This window comes from Streptomyces sp. NPDC021020 (genome assembly GCF_044333285.1).
GTDB lineage: Bacteria > Actinomycetota > Actinomycetes > Streptomycetales > Streptomycetaceae > Actinacidiphila.
The window spans coordinates 516,060-528,488 of the sequence record NZ_JBIRQQ010000003.1; the positions used below are offsets into that span (position 1 = coordinate 516,060).

At 73.0% G+C, this 12,429-nt stretch carries 11 protein-coding genes; 6 read left to right on the forward strand and 5 right to left on the reverse strand.

Annotation, left to right across the window (positions count from 1 at the left end; all coding sequences use genetic code 11):
• Positions 1-46: 46 nt before the first annotated feature.
• The 5 genes from ACH4SL_RS10680 to ACH4SL_RS10700 all read left to right on the forward strand — a co-directional run bounded on the left by ACH4SL_RS10680 (position 47) and on the right by ACH4SL_RS10700 (position 6,132).
• Entirely contained in the window at positions 47-2,212 is a 2,166-nt protein-coding gene (locus ACH4SL_RS10680) for an MMPL family transporter (RefSeq protein ID WP_398443501.1), read from the forward strand.
• A 224-nt stretch (positions 2,213-2,436) separates the two neighbouring features.
• Complete coding sequence (locus tag ACH4SL_RS10685; protein ID WP_398443503.1) at positions 2,437-3,711, forward strand: sensor histidine kinase; 1,275 nt, start codon at positions 2,437-2,439, stop codon at positions 3,709-3,711.
• Positions 3,708-4,406, forward strand: a complete 699-nt coding sequence (locus ACH4SL_RS10690) for a response regulator (RefSeq protein WP_398443505.1) — start codon at positions 3,708-3,710, stop codon at positions 4,404-4,406. Before ACH4SL_RS10685 ends, ACH4SL_RS10690 begins: the two co-directional genes overlap by 4 nt.
• A 93-nt stretch (positions 4,407-4,499) precedes the next feature.
• Complete coding sequence (gene recO / locus ACH4SL_RS10695; RefSeq protein ID WP_398443507.1) at positions 4,500-5,303, forward strand: DNA repair protein RecO; 804 nt, start codon at positions 4,500-4,502, stop codon at positions 5,301-5,303.
• A gap of 13 nt (positions 5,304-5,316) precedes the next feature.
• A complete protein-coding gene (locus ACH4SL_RS10700) occupies positions 5,317-6,132 on the forward strand; it encodes an isoprenyl transferase (protein WP_398443509.1) in 816 nt (271 codons plus the stop codon).
• 19 nt (positions 6,133-6,151) lie between these two features.
• On the opposite strand, the gene ACH4SL_RS10705 is transcribed toward ACH4SL_RS10700, so the two are convergent.
• The 4 genes from ACH4SL_RS10705 to ACH4SL_RS10720 are packed head-to-tail and all read right to left on the reverse strand — an operon-like array spanning position 6,152 to position 9,195.
• Positions 6,152-6,625 carry a Fur family transcriptional regulator gene (locus ACH4SL_RS10705; protein WP_398443511.1) on the reverse strand — a complete coding sequence of 158 codons (474 nt, stop codon included), beginning with the start codon at positions 6,623-6,625 and terminating at the stop codon, positions 6,152-6,154.
• Complete coding sequence (locus ACH4SL_RS10710; RefSeq protein WP_398443513.1) at positions 6,594-7,460, reverse strand: metal ABC transporter permease; 867 nt, start codon at positions 7,458-7,460, stop codon at positions 6,594-6,596. The genes ACH4SL_RS10705 and ACH4SL_RS10710 overlap by 32 nt, the downstream gene beginning before the upstream one ends.
• Positions 7,448-8,212: a metal ABC transporter ATP-binding protein gene (locus ACH4SL_RS10715; protein ID WP_398443515.1), complete on the reverse strand. Its 765-nt coding sequence runs from the start codon at positions 8,210-8,212 to the stop codon at positions 7,448-7,450. Before ACH4SL_RS10715 ends, ACH4SL_RS10710 begins: the two co-directional genes overlap by 13 nt.
• Complete coding sequence (locus ACH4SL_RS10720) at positions 8,209-9,195, reverse strand: metal ABC transporter substrate-binding protein (protein ID WP_398443518.1); 987 nt, start codon at positions 9,193-9,195, stop codon at positions 8,209-8,211. The genes ACH4SL_RS10715 and ACH4SL_RS10720 overlap by 4 nt, the downstream gene beginning before the upstream one ends.
• Positions 9,196-9,355: 160 nt before the next feature.
• On the opposite strand from ACH4SL_RS10720, the gene ACH4SL_RS10725 reads away from it, so the two are divergent.
• Complete coding sequence (locus ACH4SL_RS10725; RefSeq protein WP_398443520.1) at positions 9,356-10,738, forward strand: glycine--tRNA ligase; 1,383 nt, start codon at positions 9,356-9,358, stop codon at positions 10,736-10,738.
• Between the two features lie 135 nt (positions 10,739-10,873).
• On the opposite strand, the gene ACH4SL_RS10730 is transcribed toward ACH4SL_RS10725, so the two are convergent.
• Complete coding sequence (locus ACH4SL_RS10730; protein WP_398444094.1) at positions 10,874-12,337, reverse strand: MFS transporter; 1,464 nt, start codon at positions 12,335-12,337, stop codon at positions 10,874-10,876.
• Positions 12,338-12,429: the final 92 nt, after the last annotated feature.

Consider the following 12,429-nt stretch of genomic DNA (forward strand, 5'->3'; position numbering starts at 1 on the left):
GGGACGCTGGTGTGGTCAGCCAGTGCACGTCGGAGGGGAGGCCCCGATGAGGGCCACGGAACGCAACAGCGCGGAAAGCAGCGAAGGCATCGGGATCGCATCGGGCCCTGCGCCCGGCGGCACCACCACCGCGCGGCGGCGCACCACCGGTGACGCGGGGCCGCCTCCACCGGGCGGCGGCAGAAGGTCCACGGGGCGGCGGGGGCTGCCGTGGGCCGTGATCGGACTGTGGATCGTCGTGCTCGCCGTGGCCGGCGTCTTCGCGGGCAAGCTCAACGGCGTCAAGCACGACGAGGCCGTCGACTACCTGCCCGCGAGCGCGCAGTCCACCCAGGTCGCCAAGATCCAGCAGCGGATGGCCGGCGGCAGCGCCACCGACCTCGTGCTCGTCTACGACCGGGCCGGCGGGCTCACCGCCGCCGACAAGGCCACCGCCGCCCGCCAGGCCGCCGACCTCGGCCGCGCCTACCCGCTGGCCGCCCCCACCCCGGCGCCCGTCACCTCCAGGGACGGCCGCACGCTCATGGTGCCCGTCTCCCTCGCCGAGAGCGCCGGCAAGCCCGAGGACGTGGTCAAGGACGTACGGGAGCGGCTCGCCGCCGACCGCCCCGCCGGCCTCACCCTCGACGTGGGCGGACCGGGCGCCGCGCAGGGCGACGCCAAGGAGGTCTTCGCCAGCATCGACGGCACCCTGCTCGTCACCACAGCCGGGATCGTCGCCCTGCTGCTCATCCTCACCTACCGCAGCCCCTTCCTGTGGCTCGTCCCGCTCGGCGTCGTCGGGGTCGCCGCGGGCACCTCGATGGCCATCGTCTACGGCCTGGTCAAGGCCTTCGGGCTGACCGTCTCCGACATGAGCTCGTCCGTCATGACCGTGCTCATCTTCGGCGCGGGCACCGACTACGCCCTGCTGCTCATCTCCCGCTACCGGGAGGAGCTGCGGCGCGAACCCGAACCGTACGCGGCGATGCGCGCCGCCCTGCGCGGTGTCGGCCCCGCCGTCCTCACCTCCGCCGCCACCGTCGTCGCCGGCCTGCTCTGCCTGCTGGCCGCCGACCTCAACAGCAGCCGCGGCCTCGGCCCGGTCGGGGCCGTCGGCATCGTCTGCTCGCTCGCGGCCATGACCACGTTGCTGCCCGCCGTGCTCGTCCTGCTCGGCCGCCGCGTCTTCTGGCCCCTCATCCCGGCCTACGGCAGCACCACCCGCTCCCGGCGCGGCGTCTACCGGCGCATCGGCCTCTTCGTCACCCGCCGCCCGGTCGCCGTCCTCGCCGCCTCCACCGTCGCCGTCGGCGCGCTCGCCCTAGGCATCGGCAACCTGCCCGGCGCCCTCCACCAGGACGAGACCTTCACCAGCACCCCGGAATCCGTCTCCGCCGCCCACGTCCTCCAGCGCGCCTTCCCCGAACGCAGCGCCCAGGCCATCACCGTCGTCGTCCCCACCGCGCGGGCCGCCACCGCCAAGGCCGCGGCCGCGGCGACCGAGGGCGTCGCCTCCGCCGCCACCGGCCGCTCCGGACGCGGCTGGACGGAGATCAACGTCTACGCCACGGCCGCGCCCGACACCGCGGCCGAGAAAGCCACCATCACCCGGCTGCGGGCCGCCACCGCCGCGGACCACGGCCTCGTCGGCGGCGCCAGCGCGCAGGCCATGGACACCGCGACGACCTCCTCGCGCGACCGCGACCTCGTCATCCCGCTCGTCCTCGCCGCGGTCTTCCTGCTCCTCACCGCCCTGCTGCGCAGCCTCGTCGCACCGCTGCTGCTCACCGCCGCGATGGTCCTCGTCTGGGCCGCCGCCCTCGGTATCGGCGGCCTCATCTTCGGCCCCCTGCTGGGCTTCCACGGCATCGACCCCGGCCTGCCACTGCTGAGCTTCGTCCTCCTGGTGGCACTCGGCGTCGACTACGGCATCTTCCTGATGCACCGCATGCGCGAGGAAGCACGCGCCGGGGCGGGCCCGAAGGACGCGGCGGTCGCCGCACTCGACACCACGGGCGGCGTCATCGCCTCCGCGGGCATCGTCCTCGCGGCGACGTTCACGGTCCTGGCGTCCCTCCCGCTGGTGATGATGGTCGAGATGGGCCTCGTCATCGCCCTCGGCGTCCTCCTCGACACCTTCGTGGTCCGCCCCTTCCTCGTCCCCGCAGCCACGACCCTCCTCGGCAACCGCGTCTGGTACCCGTCCCCGATACACCCGAGCAAGCGATAGCGCTTGCGCGGGGCGGGCACCCCCAGGGGCGCGGGGAACTGCGCGAGCAACCACCCACCGGCCGGTGGTCCGGTACGAACCGAACTGCCCCTTCGGGCCGGTGACTACCCGCGCCACGTACGTGGCTGAGCGCGCAGTTCCCCGCGCCCCTAAAAACGCTCACCCCGCGCGGCAGCGCAAAAAGCTCGCCCCCGCGAGGGGACCTCATCACGGAAGATGGAGCCGTGCTCAAGAGCCTCGACCTCAGCGTGAGGTCCCCCAAAGCGGCGGAGCCGCCCGATGTGTCGGGGCGGGACATCGCACTGGCGGCCGTGGTCCTGGCGGTGCAGGCCGCCATCGCCCTGGGACTGCCGGAAGCCCCACGCAGCCACCGCCCCGACGCAGTCGGCTGGCTCCTGCTGGCGGCCAGCGCCACCGTCCTCGTCTGGCGGCGCCGCACGCCGATGTGGTGCCTGCTCGCCATGCTCGTGGTGGTCGCGCCCTACCACTACCTGGAGAACATCCAGGAAGCCCCGGTGCTCTCCAGCATCGTCGCCCTGTATTCGGTCGCGGTCGCGGGACCCCCGCTGCGGACGTTCCTGGCGGTGCCGACCGTCTTCGGCCTGATGGCCACCGTCATGACGGTGATCGCCAAGCCCACCGCGGGCAGCGCGATGCTCCAGGGGGCGGGCTGGATAGTGGCGGTCGCGGTGGTCGGCGAGGTCGTCCGGATGCACCGGACGTACATCGCCGCGATCAAGGAGCGCGCCGACCGCGCCGAGCGCACGCGTGAGGAGGAGGCGGCCCGCCGGGTCGCCGAGGAGCGGCTGCGGATCGCGCGGGATCTGCACGACCTGCTCGCGCACAGCATCACCCTCATCGGCGTGCAGACGTCCGTGGCCGCGCACATCCTGGTCGCCGACCCCGAACGGCTGGACCGCACGGCCGTGGCGGGCGCGCTGGACGCGATCGCCGAGACGTGCCGGGAGGCCCGCGCCGAGCTGCGGACGACGCTGAAGGTGCTGCGCGCCGACAGCGACGGGCCGCTGCCGGATCTCGAAGGGATACCGGCGCTGACCCGGGCGGCCGAGGCCGCGGGCGCCAAGGTCGAGCTGGACCTCGACACGAAGCCCCTGCCGGTGCCGCCCGCGGTGGGCGCGGCGGCGTACCGGATCGTGCAGGAGTCGCTGACCAACGCCGTACGCCACTCCGGCGCGCTCTCGCCGCTGGTGCGGGTGAGCGTCGTGCGCGAGGGCGACGCGCTGCACGTGTCCGTCGAGGACGAGGGCCCCGCGCCGGTCAAGCCGCCCGAGGCCGGGCGGCCCGAGGGCTTCGGGCTGGTGGGCATGCGCGAGCGGGCCCGCAGCGTCGGCGGCACCTTCGCGGCGGGCCCGCGGACGGACGGCGCCCCGGGCTTCCGCGTCCTCGCGGTGCTGCCGTGCACCGCCGAGGCGGCCGCCCGCGTCCCCGCGCCCGCCGCCGAACCCGGCACCGACCACCTCCAGGGAGAGCGCAGATGACCACACCCCCACCGATCCGGGTGCTGCTCGCCGACGACCAGACGCTGGTGCGGGCGGCGTTCGCGATGCTCGTCGAGTCGGCCCGCGACATGGAGGTGGTCGGCGAGGCGGCCAACGGCGCCGAAGCGGTGGCCGCGGCCCGCACCTCGCGCGCCGACGTCATCGTCATGGACATCCGTATGCCGGTGATGGACGGTATCGAGGCCACCCGCACGATCGCCGCCGACGACGACCTCGCCGGGGTGCGGATCCTGGTGCTGACCACCTACGACGACGACGATCACGTGGTGGCGGCGCTGCGCGCGGGCGCGTCCGGCTTCATGGTCAAGGACACCCGGCCGGCCGAGCTGCTGGACGCGATCCGTACCGTCGCCGCCGGTGACGCGCTGCTGTCGCCCGGCCCCACCGCCCGGCTCATCGCCCGGGTGCTGCGGCTGCCCGACCGCCCGCCGGTCACGGTGTGCTCCTCCGCCGCGGGACGGCTCGCCGGGCTGTCCGACCGCGAGCGCGAGGTGCTCACCCTGGTCGCCCGTGGCCTGAACAACACCGAGGCCGGTGAGGCGCTGGGCCTCAGCCCGCTCACCGCCAAGACCCATGTGAGCCGCATCATGGGCAAGCTGGGCGCCCGCGACCGGGCCCAACTGGTCATCGCCGCGTACGAGTCCGGCCTGGTCGCGCCGGGTGCCGAACGCTGAGCCCGGGGGCGGGGCGGGGCCAGGAAAGGGGCCGGGGAAGCCAACCCGGGGAGACGGCCCGCGGCGGTCGCGGCGTAGGCGAGAATGGGCCGTATGAGTCTGTTCCGCGACGACGGCATCGTGCTGCGCACCCAGAAGCTGGGTGAGGCGGACCGGATCATCACGCTGCTGACCCGGCGGCACGGCCGGGTGCGCGCGGTCGCCCGTGGGGTGCGCCGCACGAAGTCGAAGTTCGGCGCCCGGCTGGAGCCCTTCAGCCACGTCGACGTGCAGTTCTTCGCCCGCGGCGGCGACCTCGTCGGCCGCGGGCTGCCGCTGTGCACGCAGAGCGAGACCATCGCCCCGTACGGCAGCCCCATCGTCGCCGACTACGAGCGCTACACCGCGGGCAGCGCCATGCTGGAGACCGCCGAGCGCTTCACCGACCACGAGGGCGAGCCCGCGGTGCAGCAGTATCTGCTGCTGGTCGGCGCCCTGCGCACGCTCGCCGCTGGGGACCACGACGCCCGGCTCGTCCTCGACGCCTTCCTGCTGCGCTCCCTCGCCGTCAACGGCTACGCCCCCAGCTTCGACGACTGCGCCAAGTGCGGCATGGCCGGCCCCAACCGCTTCTTCGCCGTCGGCTCGGGCGGTGTGGTCTGCGGGGAGTGCCGCGTGGCGGGAAGCGTCGTACCCTCGCGGGAGTCGCTGGAACTCCTCGGCGCGCTGCTCGGCGGCGACTGGGAGACCGCCGACGCCTGCGAGCCGCGGCACCGCCGCGAGGGCAGCGGGCTGGTCGCGGCCTACCTCCAGTGGCACCTGGAGCGCGGGCTGCGCTCCCTGCGCTTCGTCGAGAAGACCGACAAGGCTGACAAGTCCGAGAACACCGGCAGGGCCACCGCGCCGGCCGAGATGTAGGAGAAGCACGAGCATGGCACGTCGCGGGATTCTGGCCCGGAACCGGACCTCCTACCGCACTCCCGACCCGCACCCCTCCGGTGCCCGGCCGCCGAAGCTGCCCTCGGAGCTGGTGCCCAAGCACGTCGCGATCGTCATGGACGGCAACGGCCGCTGGGCCAAGGAGCGCGGCCTGCCCCGCACCGAGGGCCACAAGGTCGGCGAGGGCGTCGTCCTCGACGTCCTCAAGGGCTGCCTGGAGATCGGCGTCAAGAACCTCTCGCTCTACGCCTTCTCCACCGAGAACTGGAAGCGCTCGCCCGACGAGGTGCGCTTCCTGATGAACTTCAACCGCGACGTCATCCGCCGCCGCCGCGACGAGATGGACGAGCTCGGCATCCGCATCCGCTGGGTCGGCCGCATGCCGAAGATGTGGAAGTCCGTGGTCCAGGAGCTCCAGGTCGCCCAGGAGCAGACCGTCGGCAACAACGCGATGACGCTGTATTTCTGCCTCAACTACGGCGGCCGCGCCGAGATCGCCGACGCCGCCCAGGCCCTCGCCCGCGACATCGCCGCCGGCAAGCTCGACCCGGGCAAGGTCAACGAGAAGACCTTCGCGAAATACCTCTACTACCCGGACATGCCGGACGTCGACCTCTTCCTCCGCCCGAGCGGCGAGATGCGCACGTCCAACTACCTGCTGTGGCAGAGCAGCTACGCGGAGATGGTCTTCCAGGACGTCCTGTGGCCCGACTTCGACCGCCGCGACCTGTGGCGCGCCTGCCACGAGTTCGCCAGCCGCGACCGCCGCTTCGGCGGCGCCCTCCCGAACGAGTCCGGCGCCTCCTGAGCCGCGTACTGCCTACCGCCTACTGCTCCGCGCAGTCGCGGCAGGTGCCGAAGATCTCGATCGTGTGGGCGACGTCCACGAAACCGTGGTCGGAGGCCACCGCCTCCGCCCACCGTTCGACCGCGGGGCCCTCGACCTCGACGGCCTTGCCGCAGGAGCGGCAGACGAGGTGGTGGTGGTGGCCGCCGCCCGAGCAGCGGCGGTAGACGGATTCGCCTTCACCCGTACGGAGGACGTCGATCTCACCCGCGTCGGCGAGGGACTGGAGGGTGCGGTAGACGGTGGTGAGGCCCACCGAGGCGCCGCGGTGGCGGAGGATGTCGTGCAGGTCCTGCGCGCTGCGGAATTCGTCGACCTCGTCCAGCGCCGCCGCGACGGCCGCCCGCTGCCGGGTCGCGCGCCCGGCGACCGGGGGAGCGCCGGCGGGGGCGGACTGCTTCGTGGTGGTCACCGGTGCCTCCTCATGACGGCGTGCGCGTCCCGACGCCCCCATTGTGCCAGCCCCGGCGCATCCGGCCGAGCCTGCGGAGCGCCGGAGAGCCCGCGGCGGCGAAGAGCAGGAAGAGGGCCAGGGCGGCGAGCACGATGCTGGAGCCGGGTGGCACGTCGGCGTAGTAGGAGAAGACGGTGCCGGACAGCGCGACCGTGACGCCGATCACCACGGACACCGCGAGTGTCCAGGCGAAACCCCGGGTGACCTGCTGCGCCGCGGCGACCGGGATGACCATGAGCGCGCTGACCAGCAGCAGCCCCACCGCCCGCATGGCGACCGTGACGGTGACGGCGGCGGTCACCGCGAGCAGCAGGTTGAGCGCGCGCACCGGCAGCCCGCCGACGTACGCGAACTCCTCGTCCTGGCAGACGGCGAACAGCTGCCGCCGCAGCGCCACCACCACGAGCAGCACGAACGCGGCGAGCGCGATCATCGGCGGGATGTCCTGCGGGGAGACGGTGCTGATGGAGCCGAAGAGATACGTGGCGAGGTTGGCGTTGGAGCCGTTGGGCGCGAGGTAGATGATCATCACGCCGCCGGCCATGCCGCCGTAGAAGAGCATCGCGAGCGCCAGGTCGCCGCGCGCCTTGCCGTACGAGCGGATCAGCTCCATCGCCAGCGAGCCGGCCACCGAGACGCCGACGGCCGTCCACACCGGGCTGACCTGGAGCAGGAAGCCCAGCGCGACACCGGTGAGGGCGACGTGGCCGATGCCGTCGCCCATGATCGCCTGCCGCCGCTGCACCAGGAAGACGCCGACGGCGGGCGCGGTCATCCCGACCAGCAGGGCGGCGAGCAGCGCGCGCTGCATGAAGGCGTAGTTCAGGAGGTCCATCGGTCCAGCGGTCCCTTCACCGGAGCGGTCGCGGGGTCGGCGTGCGGGTGCAGGGGGGCTTGCGCGGGCAGCGTCAGCTCGCGCGGCGGGCCGGTGTGCGCCACCCGGCCGTCGCGCAGCAGCACCGCGCGGTCGATGAGCGGCTCCAGCGGCCCCAGCTCGTGCAGCACGAGCAGCACCGACGTGCCGGCCGCGGCCTGCGTGCGGACGGTGTCGGCCAGCACGTCCTGCGCGGCCAGGTCGACGCCGGCCATCGGCTCGTCCATGACGAGGAGTTCGGGCTCCCCGGCCAGCGCGCGGGCGATCAGCACCCGCTGGTGCTGCCCGCCGGACAGCGCGTCGACGCTCTCCCGCGCCCGGTCGGCGAGCCCCACCAGCTCCAGCGCGCGCGTGACGGCCTCCCGGTCGGCCCGGCGCGGCGGGCGCAGCCGGGTACGGGCCAGCCGCCCGGAGGCGACGACCTCCCGTACGGTCGCGGGCACCCCGGCGGCCGCGGTCGTGCGCTGCGGCACATAGCCGAGCCGGGCCCACTGCCGGAAGCGCGCCCCCGGCGTGCCGAACAGCTCCCACTCGCCCGCGGTCAGCCGCACCCGCCCGACCGCGGCGCGTACGGCCGTGGACTTGCCCGAGCCGTTCGCGCCCAGCAGCGCCACGACCTCGCCGGGCCCCACGGCCAGGTCGACGCCGTGCAGCACCTCGCGGCCGCCCAGCTCGGCGTGCGCGCCGCGCAGGCTCAGGACGGGGCCGGTCATTTGCGGACGCCCAGCGCCTGCTGGAGGGCGGCGAGGTTGCTGCGCTGGACGGCGAAGTAGTCCTTGCCGCGGGATTTACCCGTGATGCCCTCGATCGGGTCGAGCACGTCGGTGCGCAGGTGCAGGTCGCCCGCGACGGTCTTCGCCGTCCGGTCGCTGACCAGCGTCTCGAAGAAGATGGTCGTGACGTGGTCGCGCCCGGCCAGGTCGTGCAGCGCCTTCATCCGGGCGGCGCTCGGCTCGGACTCCGGGTCGATGCCGTTGATCGCCTCCTCGACCAGGCCGTAGCGCTCGGCGAGGTAGCCGAAGGCGGCGTGGGTGGTGACGAACGTGTCGGTGGAACGGTTCTTCAGCCCGTCCCGGAAGGCGGTGTCCAGCGCGCCGAGCTGCGCCACGAGCGTGTCGGTGTTCTTCCCGTACGCGGCCGCGTGTGCGGGGTCCGCGGCCTGGAGGGCCTTGCCGACGCCCTTGGCGACCTCGGCGTAGCGCACCGGGTCCAGCCATATGTGCGGGTCCGAGCCGGCGTCCTCCTCGCTCTCGCCGCCGCTGCCGTTGTCGCCGGTGGTGTGGTGGCGCCCGTCGACCTCGGTGCCGTGGTCCTCCAGCGTCGTGAGCTTCGCGGCGTCCACGGTGTGCTCGACGCCGGACTGCGCGACGGCGTCGTCCACGGCGGGCTGGAGGCCGTGCAGCGAGATGATCACATCGGCCTTCGACAGCGCCGCGATCTGCTTCGGGGCCAGCTCCAGGTCGTGCGGCTCGACGCCGGGCTTGGTCAGGTCCGTGACCTGCACGTACGAGCCGCCGATGCGCTCGGCGAGGAATTCCAGCGGGTAGAAGGACGCGGTGACGGCCAGCTTCCCGCCGCCCTTCGCGTCACCGGAGCCGGAGCCGGACTTGCTGGAGCAGGCGGTCAGTGCGGGCACGGCGAGGGCGGCGACGGCGACGAGCGCGGCGGCGGGTATCACCCGGCGGCTGATCTTCATGACAGTCATTTTCATCCCAGTTGGAAACGATTGTCAATTGCGTCGCGGACCGTGCCGCCCCGGGCCTGTCCTTGCAGGCCGCCCGAGCGATTTGATATGCGCCCCGTCCCCGCCGGTAATCTGGGGCAACTGACCCCTTCGTCGCACTGAAGAGAGCACCGTGGCCGCCGACAAGATCGACACCATCGTCAGCCTGAGCAAGCGCCGTGGCTTCGTATTCCCGAGCAGCGAGATCTACGGCGGCTCGAAGGCCGCCTGGGACTACGGGCCGCTGGGCGTCGAGCTGAAGGAGAACATCAAGCGCCAGTGGTGGCGGGCGATGGTCACCTCGCGCGAGGACGTGGTGGGCCTGGACTCCTCGGTGATCCTCGCCCCCGAGGTGTGGGTCGCCTCCGGCCACCTGGCCACCTTCTCCGACCCGCTCACCGAGTGCACCTCCTGCCACAAGCGCTACCGCGCCGACCACCTGGAGGAGGCGTACGAGGCCAAGCACGGCAAGCTCCCCGCGAACGGCCTCGCCGACATCAACTGCCCGCACTGCGGCACCAAGGGCGCCTTCACCGAGCCCAAGCAGTTCTCCGGCATGCTCCAGACGCACCTCGGCCCGACGCAGGACGCCGGCTCGATCGCGTACCTGCGCCCCGAGACCGCGCAGGGCATCTTCGTCAACTTCGCCCTGGTGCAGATCGCCTCGCGCAAGAAGCCGCCGTTCGGCATCGCGCAGATGGGCAAGTCCTTCCGCAACGAGATCACGCCCGGCAACTTCATCTTCCGCACCCGCGAGTTCGAGCAGATGGAGATGGAGTTCTTCGTCAAGCCCGGCGAGGACGAGAAGTGGCACGAGTACTGGATGCAGGAGCGCTGGAACTGGTACACGGGCCTGGGCCTGCGCGAGGACAACATGCGCTGGCTGGAGCACCCCAAGGAGAAGCTCTCCCACTACTCCAAGCGCACCGCCGACATCGAGTACCGCTTCAACTTCGGCGGCCAGGAGTTCAGCGAGCTGGAGGGTGTCGCCAACCGCACGGACTTCGACCTCTCCGCGCACTCCAAGGGCTCCGGCCAGGACCTGATCTACTTCGACCAGGAGGCCGGCGAGCGCTGGTACCCGTACGTCATCGAGCCCGCGGCGGGCGTGAACCGCGCGATGCTCGCCTTCATGCTCGACGCGTACAACGAGGACGAGGCGCCCAACGCGAAGGGCGTCATGGAGAAGCGCACCGTGATGCGGCTCGACCCGCGGCTCGCCCCGGTCAAGGTCGCGGTCCTTCCGCTGTCCCGCAACCCCGAGCTCTCCCCGAAGGCGAAGGGCCTCGCGACGGCGCTGCGCAAGAACTGGAACATCGAGTTCGACGACGCGGGCGCGATCGGCCGCCGCTACCGCCGCCAGGACGAGATCGGCACGCCGTTCTGCGTCACGGTGGACTTCGACACGCTTGAGGACAACGCGGTGACCGTGCGCGAGCGCGACACGATGACGCAGGAACGTGTCTCCCTCGACCAGGTCGAGTCCTACCTCGCGGGCCGCCTCCTCGGCTGCTGAGCCGCCTCCCGGCGGGCGGGGGGGTCCCTCCGCCCTGCCGGGCGCGGTGCTTTGCGGGACCTTCCGCCGGTGGGGGCTGGTCGCGCAGTTCCCCGCGCCCCTGATGGTTGCCCTCTGCGGCAGAAGCGAGCCCCTTCAGGCGACCGTGCGTGGGAGGCGGAAGCTCAGGGCGACCTGAGCGGCCACCGCGGCGAGCTGGGTCAGCAGGGTCCAGACCAGCGCGTCCCTCACGCCCACGGACGTGGTGAGCGTCAGGAAGAGCGTGCCCAGCGTCGCGACGCCCAGCGCGAGGCTGGCCTGCTGGGTCGTGGCCATCGCGCCGCCGCCCACCCCGGCCCGCGCCGCGGGCACCTCGCTCAGGACGATGCGGAAGACGACGGGCAGCAGGAAGCCCTGGCCGAAGCCGGTCAGCGCCATGCCGGGAGCCAGCGCCCAGACGCCGAGGTGCGGCCAGCCCCAGAAGAAGGTCCCGGTGAGGGTGAGCAGGCCCGCGGCCTGGACGAGGGAGCCGCCCGTCACGGTGAGCCGCCCGAAGCGGGCGACGACGCGCGGCCCCAGCAGCGAGGCCGCGAAGAACGCCGCGGACAGCGGCGCGAGCGCGGCGCCCGCCGCGAGCGCCCCGAAGCGCAGCCCGTCCTGCATGGCCACGGCGAGCACGAACATGAAGCCGCCGAAGCCGACGCACAGCGGCAGGATGAGCAGCAGCCCGCTGCGTACGCTGTGGATCCGCAGCAGCGACGGCGGCAACAGCGGATCGCCGCCGGTCCGCTCCCCGCGGCGTTCGACGGCCACGAAGGCCGCGCCCGCGAAGGGCGAGACGCCCAGCAGCACCCACGACCACAGCGGCCACCCGGCCGCGCGCCCCTCGGTGAGCGGCAGCAGCAGCGCGACGAGCGTCACCGCGAGCAGTACGGTGCCGGGCCGGTCGACGCGCGCCGGGTTGTCCGAGCGCGTCTCGGGCACGGACTTCCACGCCAGCACCAGCGCGACCGCCGCGATGGGCACGTTGACCAGGAAGATCGACCGCCAGCCGGAGCCGGCGAGGTCCGCGGAGACCAGCACCCCGCCGAGCACCTGCCCGACGACGCTCGCGATGCCCGCGGTGGCGCCGTAGTAGCTGAGCGCCCGGCCGCGGCTGCTGCCGGACGTGGCGGCCTGGATGGTCGCGAGCGCCTGCGGCAGCAGCAGCGCGGAGGCCGCGCCCTGCGCGACGCGGGCGGCCACCAGCGTCCAGGCGGTGGGGGCGAGCCCGCACGCGAGCGAGGTCGCCGCGAAGAGGCCGAGGCCCCACAGGAAGAGGGTGCGGCGGCCGAGCATGTCGCCCAGCCGGCCGCCGAGCACGAGCAGCACGGCGTACGCGACGCCGTATCCGGCCACGACCATCTCCAGCACCGCGGGTCCCGCGGCGAGATCGCGGTCGATGGTCGGCAGGGCCACGTTGACGATGAAGAAGTCGACCATCGGGAGGGCGGCGCCGAGCAGCACGGTCAGCAGTCCGAGCGCACTCAGCACGGGCGGCGCCGCGGGTACGGGGGCGGGTGCCGCGATGCGGGTCACGCGGGGCAGCACCTGGGCCCGGGAGGTGAGGGTCTTGTCCATGTCGGTCACGTCATTCACACTGGACCCGCGCTCAGGGGGGTACCAGAGAGCGTTTATCCAGGTATACCGACCACCTGGCAACTGGCTGCCGC